Annotated in this window: 14 protein-coding genes; 9 read left to right on the top strand and 5 right to left on the bottom strand. The window is 70.6% G+C overall.

Annotation, left to right across the window (positions count from 1 at the left end):
- Window positions 1-18: 18 nt before the first annotated feature.
- The 4 genes from ABT078_RS04980 to ABT078_RS04995 all read left to right on the top strand — a co-directional run bounded on the left by ABT078_RS04980 (window position 19) and on the right by ABT078_RS04995 (window position 5,962).
- The gene (locus ABT078_RS04980; protein WP_351223894.1) at window positions 19-609 is read left to right on the top strand and encodes a DUF3090 domain-containing protein; all 591 of its coding nucleotides are present in this window, start codon (window positions 19-21) and stop codon (window positions 607-609) included.
- Entirely contained in the window at window positions 573-1,415 is an 843-nt protein-coding gene (locus ABT078_RS04985) for an SCO1664 family protein (protein WP_351223896.1), read from the top strand. The genes ABT078_RS04980 and ABT078_RS04985 overlap by 37 nt, the downstream gene beginning before the upstream one ends.
- Before the next feature lie 149 nt (window positions 1,416-1,564).
- On the top strand, window positions 1,565-2,794 hold the full coding sequence (gene mshC / locus ABT078_RS04990) for a cysteine--1-D-myo-inosityl 2-amino-2-deoxy-alpha-D-glucopyranoside ligase (RefSeq protein ID WP_351223898.1): 1,230 nt from the start codon (window positions 1,565-1,567) through the stop codon (window positions 2,792-2,794).
- A gap of 114 nt (window positions 2,795-2,908) precedes the next feature.
- On the top strand, window positions 2,909-5,962 hold the full coding sequence (locus ABT078_RS04995; RefSeq protein WP_351223900.1) for an NPCBM/NEW2 domain-containing protein: 3,054 nt from the start codon (window positions 2,909-2,911) through the stop codon (window positions 5,960-5,962).
- Between the two features lie 68 nt (window positions 5,963-6,030).
- Here ABT078_RS04995 and ABT078_RS05000 read toward each other — a convergent pair whose 3' ends face one another.
- Window positions 6,031-7,074: a PAC2 family protein gene (locus ABT078_RS05000; RefSeq protein ID WP_351223902.1), complete on the bottom strand. Its 1,044-nt coding sequence runs from the start codon at window positions 7,072-7,074 to the stop codon at window positions 6,031-6,033.
- A gap of 253 nt (window positions 7,075-7,327) precedes the next feature.
- Between ABT078_RS05000 and ABT078_RS05005 the strand changes: the two genes are divergently transcribed.
- The 5 genes from ABT078_RS05005 to ABT078_RS05025 are packed head-to-tail and all read left to right on the top strand — an operon-like array spanning window position 7,328 to window position 13,042.
- A complete protein-coding gene (locus ABT078_RS05005; RefSeq protein WP_351223904.1) occupies window positions 7,328-8,653 on the top strand; it encodes an enolase C-terminal domain-like protein in 1,326 nt (441 codons plus the stop codon).
- Window positions 8,650-9,438 (top strand): SDR family NAD(P)-dependent oxidoreductase, encoded by a 789-nt coding sequence (locus ABT078_RS05010; protein ID WP_351223906.1) that lies wholly within the window; start codon window positions 8,650-8,652, stop codon window positions 9,436-9,438. The genes ABT078_RS05005 and ABT078_RS05010 overlap by 4 nt, the downstream gene beginning before the upstream one ends.
- Window positions 9,439-9,464: 26 nt before the next feature.
- On the top strand, window positions 9,465-10,499 hold the full coding sequence (locus ABT078_RS05015) for a sugar ABC transporter substrate-binding protein (protein WP_351223908.1): 1,035 nt from the start codon (window positions 9,465-9,467) through the stop codon (window positions 10,497-10,499).
- 3 nt (window positions 10,500-10,502) lie between these two features.
- Window positions 10,503-12,017, top strand: coding sequence for a sugar ABC transporter ATP-binding protein (locus ABT078_RS05020; RefSeq protein WP_351223910.1), 1,515 nt, complete (start codon window positions 10,503-10,505; stop codon window positions 12,015-12,017).
- Window positions 12,014-13,042, top strand: coding sequence for an ABC transporter permease (locus ABT078_RS05025; protein WP_351223912.1), 1,029 nt, complete (start codon window positions 12,014-12,016; stop codon window positions 13,040-13,042). The genes ABT078_RS05020 and ABT078_RS05025 overlap by 4 nt, the downstream gene beginning before the upstream one ends.
- A gap of 45 nt (window positions 13,043-13,087) precedes the next feature.
- Here the strand turns inward: ABT078_RS05025 and ABT078_RS05030 are convergent, their stop codons facing one another.
- The 4 genes from ABT078_RS05030 to ABT078_RS05045 all read right to left on the bottom strand — a co-directional run bounded on the left by ABT078_RS05030 (window position 13,088) and on the right by ABT078_RS05045 (window position 17,845).
- Window positions 13,088-13,759, bottom strand: coding sequence for a FadR/GntR family transcriptional regulator (locus ABT078_RS05030; protein WP_351223914.1), 672 nt, complete (start codon window positions 13,757-13,759; stop codon window positions 13,088-13,090).
- Window positions 13,760-13,862: 103 nt separating this feature from the next.
- Complete coding sequence (locus ABT078_RS05035) at window positions 13,863-15,473, bottom strand: glycerol-3-phosphate dehydrogenase/oxidase (RefSeq protein WP_351223916.1); 1,611 nt, start codon at window positions 15,471-15,473, stop codon at window positions 13,863-13,865.
- A gap of 16 nt (window positions 15,474-15,489) precedes the next feature.
- Window positions 15,490-17,019, bottom strand: a complete 1,530-nt coding sequence (glpK, locus tag ABT078_RS05040; RefSeq protein ID WP_351223918.1) for a glycerol kinase GlpK — start codon at window positions 17,017-17,019, stop codon at window positions 15,490-15,492.
- A 37-nt stretch (window positions 17,020-17,056) separates the two neighbouring features.
- On the bottom strand, window positions 17,057-17,845 hold the full coding sequence (locus tag ABT078_RS05045; RefSeq protein ID WP_351223919.1) for an MIP/aquaporin family protein: 789 nt from the start codon (window positions 17,843-17,845) through the stop codon (window positions 17,057-17,059).
- Window positions 17,846-18,299: the final 454 nt, after the last annotated feature.

Below are 18,299 nucleotides of genomic sequence, written 5' to 3' on the forward strand. Positions count from 1 at the left end.
TCTCAAGGGAGACAGGACGTGTCCCGTCAGGTGTTCCTCTACGACCCACCGGAGCGCTTCGTGGCCGGTACGGTCGGGCTGCCTGGACGTCGTACGTTCTTCCTCCAGGCTTCCGCAGGGGGGCGCGTGACGAGCGTCGCCCTGGAGAAGACCCAGGTCGCCGCGCTCGCCGAGCGCATCGACGAGCTGCTGGACGAGGTGGTGCGGCGCACCGGGGGCAATGCCCCGGTGCCGGCCGTGGCACCGACGGACGTCGCCGACACCGCGCCGCTCGACGCGCCGGTGGAGGAGGAGTTCCGGGTCGGGACGATGGCGCTGGCCTGGGACGGCGAGGAACAGCGCATGATCGTGGAGGCGCAGGCGCTCGTCGAGCTGGACGTCGACTCCGAGGAGGACCTCGCGGAGGCCGAGGAACGGCTGCTGCAGGACGAGGAGAACGGTCCGCCGATGCTGCGCGTCCGGCTGAGCGGGGCGCAGGCGAGGGCCTTCGCCAAGCGCGCCCTGGACGTCGTGAACGCGGGGCGGCCGCCGTGCCCGCTGTGCAGCCTGCCGCTCGACCCGGAGGGACATGTATGTCCGCGCCAGAACGGATACCGTCGCGGAGCGTGACGATCAACGCGAACATGCACGCGACGGCTCTCGAGCTGCTCACCAAGGGTGAGCTGACGGTGAGGGGGCGGATCCGTGAGGCGTCCAACGCGGTGCTGTACTGCTCCGTCTCGTACGACGGCGAGGAGGCGCACTGCGTCTACAAGCCGATCGCGGGCGAGCGCCCGCTCTGGGACTTCCCGGACGGCAATCTGGCGCAGCGCGAAGTGGCGGCGTACGAGCTCTCCGAGGCGACCGGATGGGGGCTCGTCCCGCCGACTGTGCTGCGCGACGGGCCGTACGGCGAGGGCATGGTCCAGCTCTGGATAGAGGGGGACGCGTCCGCCGGGCTGCTCGCCCTCGTCGAGGACGAGGAGCCGGGAGACGGCTGGAAGGCGGTCGGTTTCGCGGACGTGGGGGAGGGGCGGACGGCGCTCCTCGTACACGCCGACGATCAGCGGCTGCGGAGGCTGGCCGTCCTGGACGCGGTGATCAACAACGGGGACCGCAAGGGCGGGCATCTGCTGCCGACGCCGGACGGACGGCTGTACGCGATCGACCACGGCGTCACCTTCAACGTCGACGACAAGCTCCGCACCCTGCTCTGGGGCTGGGCGGGCGAGCCCCTCACGACGGAGGCGGTCGAGGTGCTCCGCACCCTGATGGCCTCCCTCGCCGACGGCGGCGCCCTGGCGGTGCGCCTCGGGGAGCTGCTCACTGAGGCGGAGGTGGCCGCAGTGCGCTCCCGTGTGGCCGCCCTGCTGGCCTCCCTGAGCCACCCGGAGCCCTCGGGCGAGTGGCCCGCGATCCCGTGGCCCCCGGTGTAGGACCCCGGCGCAGCCCCCGTTCCAGGTCCCGCTCTCCGCTCCAGGGCCTGCTCCATACCTCCAGGTCATCGCCCGCGCAAGAGTGCCGAACCGGCCAAGAGGAGGCATCCGGTTCGTATCCGGAACCGGCATCCGGTTACGCTCATGGCATGCATGCCTGGCCCGCTTCTGAGGTCCCCGCCCTGCCCGGCACGGGCCGCGACCTCCAGATCCACGACACCGCGACCGGGGATTCCGTCTCCCTCGACCCCGGTCCCGTCGCCCGTATCTACGTCTGCGGAATCACTCCGTACGACGCGACCCATCTGGGTCACGCGGCGACCTACAACGCGTTCGACCTCGTTCAGCGCGTGTGGCTCGACACCAAGCGGCAGGTTCACTACGTCCAGAACATCACGGACGTCGACGATCCCCTCCTCGAGCGCGCCAAGCGCGACGGTGAGGACTGGGTCGCGCTGGCCGAGCGGGAGACCGCGCTCTTCCGCGAGGACATGACCGCCCTGCGGATGCTGCCCCCGAAGCACTACATCGGCGTCGTCGAGGCCATACCGGGAATCGTCCCCCTCGTCGAGCGGCTGCGCGACGCCGGAGCCGCGTACGAACTCGACGGCGACGTCTACTTCTCCGTGGAAGCCGACCCGCACTTCGGCGAGGTGTCGAACTACGGCGCCGACAAGATGCGGGCCCTCTCCGCCGAGCGCGGCGGCGACCCCGAGCGTCCCGGTAAGAAGCATCCGCTCGACCCGATGCTGTGGACGGCCGCCCGCGACGGCGAGCCCAGCTGGGACGGCGGCAGTCTCGGCCACGGCCGGCCCGGCTGGCACATCGAGTGCGTCGCCATCGCCCTCGACCACCTCGGCATGGGCTTCGACGTCCAGGGCGGCGGATCCGATCTCGCCTTCCCGCACCACGAGATGGGCGCCTCGCAGGCCCAGGCGCTCACCGGCGAGCACCCGTACGCCAAGGCGTACGTCCACGCGGGGATGGTCGCGCTGCACGGCGAGAAGATGTCGAAGTCCAAGGGCAATCTGGTCTTCGTCTCCACGCTTCGCCGCGAGGGCGTCGACCCCGCCGCCATCCGGCTCGCCCTGCTCGCGCACCACTACCGCGCCGACTGGGAGTGGACCGACCAGGTGCTCCAGGAGGCCGTGGCCCGCCTCGGCCGCTGGCGCGCCGCCGTGTCGCGTCCCGACGGGCCGCCCGCGGAGGCACTCCTGGAGGAGATCCGCGAAGCCCTGGCGAACGACCTCGACGCCCCCGCCGCGCTCGCCGCCGTCGACCGCTGGGCGGAACTCCAGCGCACCGAAGGAGGTACGGACGAGAGCGCGCCCGGTCTCGTGTCCCGTGCTGTGGACGCGCTGTTGGGCGTCGCTCTGTAAATCCGCACGTCGTCGGCACATACCCGCTCGCCGCCCCTGGACTTCTCTGCGGAGTCCGGGGGCGGTTCTGTTTTGTCCATGGCATCGTGCTTGTTTCTGCGCTAAATACGCTGCATGCAATCAACAAAACGCATCAGGTGCGTCGGATCGGCGGTGGCCGGAGCCCTGCTCGGTCTCATCGCGGTGCTCGCGGGACCGGGAAGCGCCCAGGCCGAACCGTCCCCCACCACCGTCGGGGAGGTCACCGGCTTCACCGCCGACGGCCCCGTCTACCGCCTCACCGCCGGGCAGGCCGTGGCCCGCGTCGGCTTCGTCTCCCAGGAGACCTTCCGCATCGAACTCGCCCCCGACGGTGCCTTCAGCGACCCGACGGGCGCCGACATCGTCCTCCCGCAGGGCAGTCCGCCCGCCACGCGCTGGAGGGACAAGGGCGACCGCTACGAGCTCAGCACGTCGAAGGTGACCCTGCACGCCTACAAGTCACCACTGCGCTTCGCCCTGTACCGGGCCGACGGCAGGCGGCTCTGGGCCGAGACGCAGGGCCTGACGTGGACTCAGGACCGCATGACCCAGACACTCGCGCGCGGCGGCGACGAGCAGTTCTATGGCGCCGGCATGCAGAACGGCCGTGGCAACACCTCCCACCGCGGCAGGACGGTCGAGGTCGGCGTCGACTACAACTGGAACGACGGCGGCCACCCCAACTCCGTCCCGTTCTACCTCTCCTCGGCGGGCTACGGCGTCTACCGCAACACGTACGCCCCCAACACGTACGTCTTCGGCGAGCCCGTCACCACCACGGCCCAGGAACAGCGCTTCGACGCCTACTACTTCGCGGGACCCGGTGCCAAGGACGTCATCGGGCAGTACACGAAGCTCACCGGCAAGCCCTTCATGCCGCCCGTCTACGGGCTGGAGATCGGCGACGCCGACTGCTACCTGCACAACGCCAACCGCGGCGAGAGGCACACCCTCGACGCGCTCAAGGTCGCCGACGGCTATGTCGAGAACGACATGCCCAACGGCTGGATGCTCGTCAACGACGGCTACGGCTGCGGCTACGAGAACCTCGCCGAGACCGCCCAGGGCCTCCAGCAGCGCAAGATGCAGCTCGGCCTGTGGACCGAGGACGGTCTCGACAAGCTCGCCGACCAGGTCAAGGCCGGCCAGCGGGTCGCCAAGCTCGACGTCGCCTGGGTCGGCGCGGGCTACAAGTTCGCCCTCGACGGCTGCAAGGACGCGTACGCCGGCATCGAGGCGAACAGCACCGCCCGCGGCTTCACCTGGGCGCCCGAGAGCTGGTCCGGCGCGCAGCGCTGCGGCGTCCAGTGGTCCGGCGACCAGTCCGGCACCTGGGAGTACATCCGCTGGCAGATCCCGACCTACGCGGGTGCCTCCATGTCCGGCCTCGCGTACACGACGGGCGACGTCGACGGCATCTTCGGCGGCAGCCCCAAGACGTACACCCGTGATCTGCAGTGGAAGATGTTCCTGCCGGTCACGATGACGATGGACGGCTGGGCCGCGAGCGACAAGCAGCCCTTCCGGTACGGCGAGCCGTACACGTCCATCAATCGCGACTACCTCAAGCTGCACGAGGCACTGCTGCCCTACATCTACACGCACGCGCACGAGGCCACGAAGACCGGCATCGGGCTCGCCCGCCCGCTCGTGCTCGAGTACCCCGACGACGCCAGGGCCGCGACGGACGCGGCCAAGTACGAGTTCCTGAGCGGGGAGGACTTCCTCGTCGCGCCCGTCCACCGGGACGCGACGCAGCGCGGCGGCATCTACCTGCCGAAGGGCACCTGGATCGACTACTGGAGCGGGCGGACCCACGAGGGCCCGGTCACCGTCGACGACTACAGCGCCCCGCTCGACACGCTCCCGCTCTTCGTCCGCGCCGGTGCCACGGTGCCCATGTGGCCGGGCGGCATCCGGTCCTACGCCGACCGCACCGCGGAGTCCCCGCTGGCCTGGGACATCTACCCCCAGGGCAGGTCCTCCTTCACGTTGTACGAGGACGACGGGGTGACGCGCGAGCACCGCGCCGGCAAGTACGCCTCCCAGCGCGCCGACGTCGAGGCGCCGCGGCGCGGTGCGGGCGATGTGACCGTACGGATCGGCACGAGCAAGGGCTCCTTCACCGGCAAGCAGACCGCCAGGCCGTACCGGTTCACCGTGCACACCGGCGACGCGCCGAGCGCGGTCGAGCTCGATGACCGCACACTGCCCCGGCTCACCTCGAAGGCGGCGTACGAGGCGGCGGCGCAGGGCTGGTTCTACGACCGCGACGACCGCGGCGGTGTGGTCGAGGTCAAGACCCGCACCCTGCGGACCGACCGGGCCTTCGCCCTGGAGCTGGAGGACACCGCGGCGGTCGGCGGCGCGGTGCCGGGCGCGGCCGCGGTGGTCGCCGTGCCCGCGGGTCAGGAGCCCGGTGCCGGGGCGCCCGGGAAGATCGCGGTCGACGTCACGGCGGGCAGCCGCGACGCCACCGGGGTCTCCGTCTCGCTGGCGGCCCCTGCGGGCTGGCAGGTGACGCCCGCGGCGACGGTGGACCGTGTTCCGGCGGGCACGACGCGGCGTGTGGAGGTCGGCGTCACCCCCGCGAAGGACGCCGAACCGGGCGAGGAGACACTGACCGCGACCGTACGGTACGCGGCGGCGGGCCAGGACCGTACCGCCGCACAGCGGTTCGCCGTCGGGGTGATGCCGGAGCCGCCGGCCGCCGACGCCTGGGCGAGCGATCTGGTGTGGCTCACGTCCACCAACGGCTGGGGCCCGCCCGAACGGGACCGCAGCAACGGCGAGTCGGGCGCGGGCGACGGACACACGCTCACGCTCGCCGGAACGACCTACGAGAAGGGGATCGGAGCGCACGCCGACTCCGGCATCGAGGTCTACCTCGGCGGCCGCTGCACCGCGTTCACGGCCGACGTCGGCATCGACGACGAGATCGACGGCTACGGCGAAGTGGCCTTCTCGGTCGAGGCGGACGGCAAGGTGCTGTGGACCTCGCCGAAGCTCAGCGGCGCGTCGGCGACCGTGCCGGCGGAGGTCGACGTGACCGGCGCACGCCACGTCCGTCTGCGGATCACCGACACCAATGGCTCCAAGACCGGTGACCACGGCGACTGGGCGGCGGCACGCTTCCGCTGCGGCTGACGGCTCGCAGGACCCGATGCGGGAGCGGGGTGGTGCCGGTCCGGCACCACCCCGCTGTCGCTGCTCGCTCAGTCCTCGGACGTGTCCGTGGAGCCCGGGCCCGAGTCCGAACCCGCGTCGCCCTCGGCCTCGCTCTCGTCCTCGCGCTCCGGCCCCGGCTTCGGCGGCTTGGGCGGCTTCGTACGGCCGCCGGTCGCAGTGTCGCGCAGGTACGTGCCCGCGTCGCCGCTCTCCGTCGCGTGCCCGCCCGAAGCCTGGCCGGGGCCCGGACCGCCGTCCCGGCGCCGCAGATAGCGCTCGAACTCGCGCGCGATGGCCTCGCCGGACGCCTCCGGAAGCTCGGCGGTGTCCCGCGCCTCCTCCAGTGTCTGCACGTACTCGGCCACTTCGCTGTCCTCGGAGGCCAGTTGGTCGACGCCGAGCTGCCAGGCCCGTGCGTCCTCCGGCAGTTCACCGAGCGGGATCCGGAGGTCGATGAGATCCTCCAGCCGGTTCAGCAGGGCCAGAGTCGCCTTCGGGTTCGGCGGCTGCGAGACGTAGTGGGGCACTGCCGCCCACAGCGACACGGCCGGTACCCCGGCGTGCGTGCAGGCCTCCTGGAGGATGCCCACGATGCCCGTCGGGCCCTCGTACCGCGTCTCTTCCAGGTCCATCGAGCTGGCCAGGTCCGGGTCCGACGTGACTCCGCTGACCGGTACCGGACGCGTGTGCGGGGTGTCGCCCAGGAGTGCGCCCAGGATCACCACCATCTCGACGCCCAGTTCATGGGCGAAGCCGAGCAGCTCGTTGCAGAAGGAGCGCCAGCGCATGGACGGCTCGATTCCGCGGACCAGCACCAGGTCGCGGGGCTTGTCGCCGCCGACCCTGACCACGGAGAGCCGGGTGGTGGGCCAGGTGACCTTCCGTACCCCGCCGTCCAGCCACACCGTGGGCCGGTTGACCTGGAAGTCGTAGTAGTCCTCGGCGTCGAGCGCCGCGAACACCTCGCCCTTCCATTCCCGGTCCAGGTGTGCGACCGCGGTGGAGGCGGCGTCGCCGGCGTCGTTCCAGCCCTCGAACGCGGCCACCATGACCGGGTCGATCAGCTCGGGAACCCCCTCGAGCTCGATCACCCAGTGCCTCCTTTCGGCGTTTTCTTGCGTACGGACCAACCTTACGGCTTCGCGAGGGCCCGCCCGAGCCTCTGCGCACGGCCGGGTGAAGTTCGATACGGCAGGGGGCATAGGTCACCGGAATACCGGATTCGCACGGACATTCATCCGAGCTGTCACTGGATTTCTTCCGTCCCGGCCCTGGACTCCACGGACGCGGCAGCGCTATACATCGGATGACCGAAGAGGTCCGATGTTCCAACGAGGGGCGTGCATGAGTCAGACCGTCACCGGGTTCGAGGTCCACGACGTCCGCTTCCCCACCTCGGAACAGCTCGACGGCTCCGACGCCATGAATCCCGACCCCGACTACTCGGCCGCCTATGTGGTGATCCGCACCGACGCGGGCGACGAAGGCCACGGCTTCTGCTTCACCATCGGACGCGGCAACGATGTCATCGCCGCCGCCATCGAGGCGCTGCGCCCCTACGTCGTCGGTCGCCCGGCCCCGCTCACGGCCGCCGCACTCGCCGCGCTCCACCGCGAACTCACCCATGACTCGCAGCTGCGCTGGCTCGGCCCCGAGAAGGGGGTGATGCACATGGCGGCCGGGGCGGTGATCAACGCCGCCTGGGACCTCGCGGCGACCCGGGCCGGGCAGCCCGTGTGGGAGTTCCTCGCCGGGATGACTCCCGAGGAGCTCGTGTCCCTCGTCGACTTCCGCTATCTCACCGACGCACTCACCCGGGACGAAGCGCTCGCGATCCTGCGCGCCGCCGAGCCCGGCCGGGCCGCGCGGGCCGAACGGCTGCGTGCCGAGGGCTATCCCGCGTACACGACCTCGCCCGGCTGGCTCGGCTACTCCGACACGAAGCTGGTCACGCTCGCCGAACAGGCCGTCGCCGACGGATTCGGCCAGATCAAGCTGAAGGTCGGCGCCGACATCGACGACGACGTACGGCGGCTGAAGCTCGCCCGCGCCGCGGTGGGACCCGCCGTGCGCATCGCGATCGACGCCAACCAGCGCTGGGACGTCGCCGACGCGCTGCGCTGGATGGAGGCCCTGGCGCCGTACGAGCCGCACTGGATCGAGGAACCCACCAGCCCCGACGACGTCCTCGGCCACGCGGCCGTACGCGCCGGACAGCCCGTCAAGGTCGCCACCGGCGAGCACGTCGCCAACCGGGTCGTCTTCAAGCAACTGCTCCAGGCCGGAGCCGTCGACTTCGTCCAGATCGACGCGGCCCGCGTCGCCGGCGTCAACGAGAACCTCGCGATCCTGCTGCTCGCCGCCAAGTTCGGTGTCCCTGTCTGCCCCCACGCGGGCGGGGTAGGACTGTGCGAACTGGTGCAGCACCTCGCGATGTTCGACTACGTCGCCGTCTCCCGCAGCAAGGAGGACCGGGTCATCGAGTACGTCGACCACCTCCACGAACACTTCACCGACCCGGCCGTCGTCGAGCACGGCCACTACGTCGCACCGAGCGCTCCCGGCTTCTCCGCCCGGATGCACCCCGAGTCGCTCGCCGCCCACCGCTACCCCGAAGGGCCCGTCTGGCGGGCCCGCCGCACCGCCGCCGACGAGGAGGCCGACCAGTGAGCGTACGGGACTTCGGAGCCCGGGACTTCGAGGGGCTGGCCGCCCTGGTGACCGGCGGGGCCTCCGGCATCGGGGCCGCCGTCGCCACGCTGCTCCTCGCGCGCGGCGCCCGTGTCGCCGTGCTCGACCGAGACCCTGCGGGGGCGCCCGACGGCACTCTCGCCCTCAAGGCCGATGTCACCGACGACGATGCGGTCCGTGCGGCCGTCGACGCCGTCGCCCACGAGTTCGGCGGCCTCCACACGGTCGTCTCCAACGCGGGCGTCGGCGCCGTCGGCACCGTCGCCGACAACACCGACGACGAATGGCGCCGTGTCCTCGACATCAACGTCCTCGGCATGGTCCGCACCGCGCGGCACGCCCTGCCGCATCTCCGCGCGGCCGCCGTCGAGCGCCCCGGCCGTGTCTCCCTCACCCACACCTGCTCGATCGCCGCCACCGCAGGACTGCCCCAGCGCGCCCTCTACAGCGCCTCCAAGGGAGCCGTCCTCTCCCTCACCCTCGCCATGGCCGCCGACCACGTGCGCGAGGGCATCCGCGTCAACTGCGTCAACCCCGGCACGGCCGACACCCCCTGGATCGGCCGGCTCCTCGACCGGGCCGCCGACCCCGCGGCCGAACGGGCCGCACTCGAAGCCCGTCAGCCCACCGGACGACTGGTCGCCGCCGACGAGGTCGCGGCCGCCGTCGTCTATCTCGCCAGTCCCGCCGCGGCCGCCGTCACGGGTACCGCTCTCGCGGTCGACGGCGGAATGCAGGGACTGCGCCTGCGCCCCGCCACCTGAGCCGACAACCGTGGAAGGACAGGACCATGAGAGTGCGTACGACAAGTACCGCAGCCTGTGCCGTACTTCTGGCCGTGACGGCCCTCGCGGGCTGCAACCGCGACCAGAGCGGCGGGTCAGGCTCCGCGGGCAAGGTGGGCATCGATCTGCCGCGCAGCGACAGCGACTTCTGGAACTCGTACCAGCAGTACATCGAGAAGGGCGTCAAGGACGGCGAGGTCGACGCGCTCTCGCTGACCAACTCGCAGAACGACATCGGAAAGCTCGTCTCCAACGTCCAGGTCTTCACCGACCAGGGTGCCAAGGCCGTCGTCATGGCCCCGCAGGACACGGGCGCGATAGCCGAGACCCTGCAGACCCTGGAGGAGAAGGACATCCCGGTCGTCTCCGTCGACACCCGCCCCGACAAGGGCAGCGTCTACATGGTCGTACGGGCCGACAACCGCGCGTACGGCGACAAGGCCTGCCAGTACCTCGGCGAGCAACTGAAGGGCAAGGGCAAGGTCGTCGAGTTCCAGGGCGACCTGTCGTCCATCAACGGGCGGGACCGCTCCGAGGCGTTCAAGTCCTGCATGGACAAGAACTTCCCCGGCATCCGGGTCTTCGAGCTGGCAACCGACTGGAAGGGCGACGTCGCGTCGGCCAAGCTCCAGTCCACCCTCGCCGCGCACCCCGACATCAACGGCATCTACATGCAGGCCGGCGGTGTCTTCCTGCAGCCCACCCTCGCCCTCCTGGAGCAGAAGAAGCTGCTCAAGGCGCCAGGGACGCCCGGTCACATCACGATCATCTCCAACGACGGCATCCCGGAGGAACTGGCCGCCATCCGGGAGGGCAAGATCGACGCTACCGTCTCCCAGCCCGCCGACCTCTATGCCAAGTACGCGCTGTTCTACGCCAAGGCCGCGCTGGAGGGGAAGGCCTTCAAGGAGGGCGCGACCGATCACGGGTCCACCATCATCAAGATCCCGAACGGCTTCGAGGACCAGCTCCCGGCGCCGCTCGTGACCAAGGAGAACGTGGACGACCCCAAGCTGTGGGCCAACCAGCTGGAGAAGTAGCAGATGGTCATGCCAGCAGTGCACGCGGAAGGCATCGTCAAGCGCTTCGGTCCGACCGTCGCGCTCGACGGCGTCCGTCTCACCGTCGCGCCCGGCGAGTCCCACGCGCTCGTCGGGCGCAACGGCGCCGGAAAGTCCACGCTCGTCAGCGTCCTCACCGGACTGCACCGACCCGACGCGGGCACGGTGGCCTTCGGCGGGGAGCCGGCCCCCGCCTTCGGCGACACGGCGGCCTGGCAGTCCAAGGTCGCCTGCGTCTACCAGAAGTCCATGGTGGTCCCCGATCTCACCGTGGCCGAGAACCTCTTCCTGGGCCGCTTCGAGGCCGGTCGCCGCACGATCAGCTGGCGCAGGCTCCGGCAGCGGGCGGCGGAGCTGCTCGCCGAGTACGGGGTGAACGTCGACCCCACCGCACGCGTGAAGGATCTCGCCGTCGAGCAGCGGCAGTTCGTCGAGATCGCGCGGGCGCTGTCCTTCGGCGCCCGGTTGATCATCCTCGACGAGCCGACCGCGCAGCTCGACGCCCGGGGCATCCGGCGGCTGTTCGCGAAACTCCGAGAACTGCAGGGCCAGGGCGTCGCGTTCCTCTTCATCTCCCATCATCTGCAGGAGGTGTACGAACTGTGCACCGCCGTCACCGTCTACCGCGACGCCCGCCACGTGATCACCGCCCCCGTCGCCGAGCTCGCCAAGGACGACCTGGTCGCCGCCATGACGGGCGAGGCGAGCGGCGGCGCCTCCGGCCGGCTCGCCCCGGCGAGCACCGCACGGAGCGCCGAACCGGTCCTGCGCACCGAAGGGCTCGCGCTGGACGGCCAGTTCGAGCCGCTCGACCTGGAGGTGCGGGCGGGCGAGGTGCTCGGACTCGCGGGCGCCGCCGCCAGCGGCACCACGGCACTCGGCGAGACCCTCGCCGGGCTGCGCAGGGCGACCGCGGGGCGGATCACCGTACGCGGCACGACCGTCCGGCCGGGCAGCGTGCCGCACGCACTCGACGCCGGGATCGGCTACATCCCCGAGGACCGGCACATCCAGGGGCTCGTCCCCGACCGCAGCGTCGCCGAGAACGCCACGCTGACCGTCGCCGACCAGCTCGGCCCGTGGGGGACCGTGCTGCCCTCTCGTACAAGGGAGTTCGCCCGGTCCATGATCAGATCACTCGACATCAAGACCCAGGGGCCGCAAGCGAAGGTCTCCGGGCTCTCGGGAGGCAACCAGCAGAAGGTCGTGGTCGCCCGCGCCCTGGCCCGCAGGCCCAGCGCGCTGGTCGCGGTCCGGCCCACCGCCGGAGTCGACGTCAAGTCCAAGGACGCGCTGCTCGGCGTGGTCCGCAGGGTGGCCGAGGAAGGCAGCGCGGCCGTCATCATCTCGGACGAGCTGGACGATCTGCGGGTGTGCGACCGGGTGCTCGCCCTCTTCCACGGACGGGTCGTCGCGCGCTTCGGGACCGGGTGGACCGACCGGGAGCTGGTGGCCGCCATGGAAGGAGTGGGCGCCATGGGGGAGGAGCGGGAATGACCGACACGATACGGCCCGTGACGGCCGATGACCTCACGGCCGACAGGCCGCTGAACCGGCTGCGGCTCATCCGGTGGAGCGACTTCTCGCTCGTGCCGGTGATCCTGGTGCTGATGGTGATCGGCTTCATCGTCTCGCCGGTCTTCCTCACCTCCAACAACCTCATCAGCGTCGTCCAGCAGTCGTCCGAGCTGAGCCTGCTGGTGCTGGGCCAGGCACTCATCCTCATCTGCGGCCGGATGGACCTCTCACTGGAGTCGACGATCGGCATCGCTCCGGTCGTCGCCATGTGGCTGATCCTGCCGGCCGAGGGCGGCCGCTTCGCCGGCCTCGAACTCCTCCCGGTCTGGACGGCCATCCCGGTCTGCCTGCTGGCCGGACTCGCCATCGGCGCGGTCAACGGTTTCCTGATGCTGAAGCTGCGTGTCAACGGCTTCATCGCCACGCTCGGCATGCTGACGATGCTGCGGGGACTCCACATCGGCATCACCGAGGGCAAGTCGATCACCGATGTGCCGGAGTCCTTCCGCTACCTCGGCAAGACCGACTGGCTGGGCGCGCCCGCCGCCGTCTGGATCTGCCTGGCGCTCTTCGCGATCGGCGGCGCGGCACTGGCGTATCTGCGCCACGGGCGTGCGCTGTACGCGATCGGCGGGAACCCGGAGGCGGCCCGGGCCGCCGGTATCCGCGTCGACCGCATCACCTGGATCGTCCTCGCGGTCGGCGGGCTGCTGGCGGCGTTCGCCGGCATTCTCTACACCGGCCACTACGGGTCGGTGGCGGCCACCCAGGGCAACGGCTGGATCTTCCAGGTCTTCGCGGCGGCCGTGATCGGCGGCATCAGCCTCAAGGGGGGCCGCGGCACGCTCTTCGGCGCGCTGACCGGCGTGCTGACGCTCCAGCTTGTCGTCAACGTGATGACGCTGGGCGGGGTGCCGGCGCTGTGGAACCAGTTCCTGAACGGCGCGATCATCATCGTGGCGCTGGTGATCTCGCGGTTCGCGAGCGGCGAGAAGCAGGACTAGCGTCTGCGGCGGGCCCGGACGGCGGAACCGTACGGGCCCGCCGCGTCAGAGCGTCGACCGGAGCCACTGCTCCACGCTTGCGATGTGCACCGTCGCCCACGAGCGCGCCGCCTCGGCGTCACGGTCCCGGAGCGCCGCCAGGATCGCCCGGTGCTCGTGGAGCGTGCGGCTGACCGCGTCCTCCTGGGTGAGCCCGCGCCACACGCGGGCCCGCGTGGTCGGCCCCGACAGCCCGTCGAGCAGGGAGCAGAGCACCGAGTTGCCGGATGTCTGGACGATGCCCCGGTGGAACTCCAGGTCCGTGGCGACCAGTTCCTCCACCGAGGGCGCCGGGCCCAGCGCGTCCAGCTGGGAGCTCAGCGCGTCAAGCTCGGCCTCGCTGATCCGGGACGCGGCCATCGCCGTTGCCGCGGGCTCCAGGATTCGGCGTACGGCCAGGAACTCCAGGACCGTGTCGTCCCGGTGGAAGTCCACGACGAAGCTCAGCGCCTCCAGCAGCAGCTGCGGGTCCAGGCTGGTGACGTACGTGCCGTCGCCCTGCCGTACGTCGAGGATCCGGATCAGGGACAGCGCGCGCACCGCCTCGCGCAGCGAATTCCGGGACAGGCCCAGCTCGGCGGCGAGTTCGCTCTCCTTGGGGAGCCGGTCACCGGGCCGCAACGCACCCGAGACGATCATTCCCTTGATCTTCTCGATGGCCTCGTCCGTGACAGCCATGACGTCCCCCTCGCACTCGTTACTCGAGTCATCCGATGTCTGAGCGTACAACGGGGGCGGCTCCCCGAGGAGCCGCCCCCGTCGACGGAAGAACGCCCTGCCGTCAGGCCTTTTCGCCCAGCAGACCCTCGACCTTGCCACGGATCTCGTCCGTCGCCAGGCCCCGGATCGTCAGCGTCGTGCGGCGGCGCAGCACGTCGTCCGCGGTCTCGGCCCACTCGTGATCCCGGGCGTACACCACCTGCGCCCAGATCTCCGGGGCGTCCGGGTGGATGCGCTCGGCGAGCCCCGGGCTGTCGTTGGCCAGGCGCGCGATGTCGAAGGACAGCGAGCCGTAGTGCGTGGCCAGGTGGCGCGCGGTGTCGGCGGCCATGCGCGGGCCGGGCGCCGGGGAGTCGACCAGCAGACGGTGGGCGACGGCGCGGGGGTTGGCGATGCCCGGCAGCGGGAGCTTCCTCGGCAGGTGCGCGATCGGCTCCATGTCGTCGGCGAGCGGTCGGCCCGGCAGCTCGGCCAGCTTGTTCATCACCGTGCGGCCGATGTGGCGGAAGGTCGTCCACTTGCCGCCGGCCACCGACAGCATTCCGCCGCGGCCCTCGGTGACGACCGTCTCGCGCTTGGCCTTCGAGGTGTCGCCGGGCCCGCCCGGCAGCACCCGCAGACCGGCGAAGGAGTAGGTGATCAGATCGCGCGACAGCTGCTGGTCGCGGATGGAGAACGCGGCCTCGTCGAGGATCTGGGCGATGTCCTTCTCGTTGACCGCGACGTCCGCCGGGTCGCCCTCGTACGCCTCGTCGGTCGTACCGAGCAGCAGCATGTCCTCCCAGGGGAGGGCGAAGGTGATGCGGTACTTGTCGATCGGGGTGGCCAGGGCAGCCTTCCACGGGGAGGTGCGCTTCAGCACCAGGTGCGCGCCCTTGGAGAGACGGATGGAGGGCGCCGCGTTCGGGTCCTCCATCTTCCGCAGGTGATCCACCCACGGGCCGGTCGCGTTCAGCACGAGGCGGGCGGTGACGCCGAACTCGGTGCCGTCCGTACGGTCCCTGAGCTCGGCGCCCGTGACCCGGCCCCGGGTGAAGCGCAGCCCGGTGACCTCGGCGTGGTTGAGGACGACCGTGCCCGCCTCGACGGCCGCGCGGACCGTCATCAGCGCCATCCGGGCGTCGTTCATCTGGTCGTCGCCGTAGACGGCGACGGCCCTCAGGTTCTCCGTACGCAGCTCGGGAACGTCGCGCTGTGCCTTGGCCGGGGATATGACGTGGCCGACGCCGTCACCGAACGCCGACAGCGCCGAGTAGGCGAAGACGCCCGCGCCGAGCTTGGCGGCGCCGTGCGGGCCGCCCTTGTAGACCGGCAGATAGAAGGTGAGCGGGTTGGACAGGTGCGGGGCCACCTCGCGGGAGACCGCGCGCCGCTCGAAGTGGTTCTCCGCGACCAGCTTCACCGCGCCGGTCTGCAGATAGCGCAGACCGCCGTGGAGCAGCTTGGAGGAGGCGGAGGAGGTGGCGCCGGCGAAGTCGCCGGCGTCCACCAGCGCCACCCGCAGCCCGGCCTGCGCGGCATGCCAGGCGGTGGAGATGCCCAGGATGCCGCCGCCGATCACCAGGAGGTCGTACGTCGCCTTGGCAAGCTGCTCCCGGGTCTTGGCGCGGCTCGGCAGGGAACCGGAGGCCGGGTGCGTCCCCAGGGCGGGGACGCTCTGCAGGGTGGTCATGATCGATGGCTCCTCGTCAGCTCTCGTCGTGCTCGATCCAGCCCATGGTCCGTTCGACGGCCTTGAGCCACTGCTTGTACTCGCGGTCGCGCTCGGCCGCGTCCATACGGGGTGTCCACTCGGCGGCCCGGCGCCAGTTGGCGCGGAGGGCGTCGGTGTCCGGCCAGAAGCCGACGGCCAGGCCGGCGGCGTAGGCGGCGCCGAGGCAGGTCGTCTCGGCGACCATCGGACGCACCACGGGGGCGTCCAGGACATCCGCGAGGGTTTGCATCAGCAGGTTGTTGGAGGTCATTCCGCCGTCGACCTTGAGCGCGGTCAGCTCGACGCCCGAGTCCTTGGTCATGGCATCGGTGATCTCGCGGGTCTGCCAGGCGGTGGCCTCGAGAACGGCCCGGGCGATGTGCGCCTTGGTGACGTACCGGGTCAGTCCCGCGATCACACCGCGGGCGTCGGAGCGCCAGTACGGGGCGAAGAGGCCGGAGAAGGCAGGGACGAAGTAGGCACCGCCGTTGTCCTCGACACTCGATGCGAGGGTCTCGATCTCGGCGGCGGAGTTGATCAGGCCCATCTGGTCACGCATCCACTGGACGAGCGCGCCGGTGACGGCGATGGAGCCCTCCAGCGAATAGACCGGCTCCTGGTCGCCGATCTTGTAGCCGACGGTGGTGATCAGCCCGGAGTAAGAGTTGATGATCTTGTTGCCGGTGTTCAGAAGAAGGAACGTGCCGGTGCCGTACGTCGACTTCGCCTCGCCCTCGGAGAAGCACGTCTGGCCGAACAGGGCGGCCTGCTGGTCGCCGAGCGCCGAGGCGACCGGGATGCCGTCCAGGACGCCGCCCTTGACGTGGCCGTACACCTCGGCGGAGGAACGGATCTCCGGCAGCACGGCCAGGGGGACCTCCATGGACTGGGCGATCTTCTCGTCCCACTCCATGGTGTGGAGGTTCATCAGCATCGTCCGGGAGGCGTTGGTGACGTCGGTGACGTGGTGTCCGCCGTCGACTCCGCCGGTGAGGTTCCAGATCACCCAGGAATCCATGGTGCCGAAGAGGATCTCGCCGCGATCGGCGCGCTCGCGCAGGCCCTCGACGTTGTCCAGCAGCCAGCGGACCTTGGGGCCGGAGAAGTAGCTCGCGAGCGGCAGACCGGTCTCGCGGCGGAAGCGGTCCTGGCCGACGTTGCGGCCGAGCTCCCTGCAGAGCTCGTCGGTGCGGGTGTCCTGCCAGACGATGGCGTTGTGGACGGGCTCACCGGTGTTCTTGTCCCAGAGCAGCGTGGTCTCGCGCTGGTTGGTGATGCCGATGGCCTTGACGTCTGCGGCGGTGATGCCGCCCTTCTCAAGGGCGCCGGCCACGACTTCCTGGACGTTGGTCCAGATCTCTGCGGCGTTGTGCTCCACCCAGCCCGGCTTCGGGAAGATCTGCTCGTGCTCCTTCTGGTCGACCGAGACGATCCGGCCGTCCTTGTCGAAGACGATGCAGCGGGAGGAGGTGGTGCCCTGGTCGATGGCCGCGATGAACGGGCCGGCGGTGTGTGCGTCGGTCACGGTGTGCTCCTGAAAGTCTGAGGGAAGGACATACGGCTCACGCGAACGCGATCTGGTAGATACCCGCGGCGAGGGCTCCACCGATCAGCGGTCCCACGACGGGGACCCAGGCGTACCCCCAGTCGGAGCCGCCCTTGTTCGGCATCGGGAGCAGGGCGTGCACGATGCGCGGCCCCAGGTCACGGGCCGGGTTGACGGCGTAACCGGTCGGACCGCCGAGCGAGAAGCCGATGCTGACGACGACGAAGGCGACGATGAGTCCGCCGAGCGTGCCGAGGCCCTTGCCGCTGTCGTTCAGGCCCATGGTGAGTACGGCCAGGACGAGCACGGTCGTGCCGATGATCTCGGTGGCGAGGTTCTGCCAGACGACCCGGATCTCGGGGCCGGTGGAGAAGATGCCGAGCACCGGACCGGCCTTCGGGGCGGCCGCCTCGGTGACCAGGCCCTCCTCGTGGGGCGGCGCGGCGATGATCTCCGGGTCGGTGAGGTGGGCCTTGAACTGGCCGTAGTAGGTGACCCAGGCCAGGAAGGCACCGAGCATGGCGCCGAGCAGCTGGCCGGCGAAGTAGACGGGGACGTTGCTCCAGTCCCCGCTCGTGATCGCGATACCGAGCGTGACCGCCGGGTTCAGGTGCGCACCGGACATGGGGCCCGATATGTAGACCGCCGTCATGACCGCGAAGCCCCACCCGAAGGCGATGGCGACCCAGCCGGCGTTCTGCGCCTTGGAGCGCTTGAGCACGACGGCGGCGACAACGCCGGCGCCGAGCAGGATGAGTACGGCGGTACCAATGATCTCGCCGATGAAGATGTCGGAGCTGGACACCCGCGACTCCTTTGTCCTTCGTCCAGGGGAAGGCGAACCGACGGGTCCCTCCGTGGTTCGCGCCCTCGGGGGATGAGAGCGATACCGGCCCTTGGCGTTGCCACACTCTAGCGCGTATCGCCGGTAGGTGTTCGACAATGCCGACCGATGGACGGCAGTTTTGCCCCCTGGTGAACACGACGTCAAGGGTTGTGTGGCCGATAACCCGATCGTTATCGATGATGCGCCCGAACGGCTGGAATCGCCTGGCGTGCCGGGGGCGGCGGCCCGTCGGCGCAGGTCAGCCGTGTGGCCGCGGGACGTAGGTTGCGGGCACGCGTTCGGCACCAAGGCGCAAGGACCTGCGGCGCGGTGCCGGAACCGCCCGGGTGCGGGCGCAGGGGCGGTTGCCGGAACGCCCCGGGCGGGGACGCATGGGGCGCGGTGACCTGTGGGGCGCGGTTCAGGGCCGCCC

The organism is Streptomyces sp. NPDC002133 (assembly GCF_040296405.1).
Taxonomy (GTDB): Bacteria; Actinomycetota; Actinomycetes; order Streptomycetales; family Streptomycetaceae; genus Streptomyces.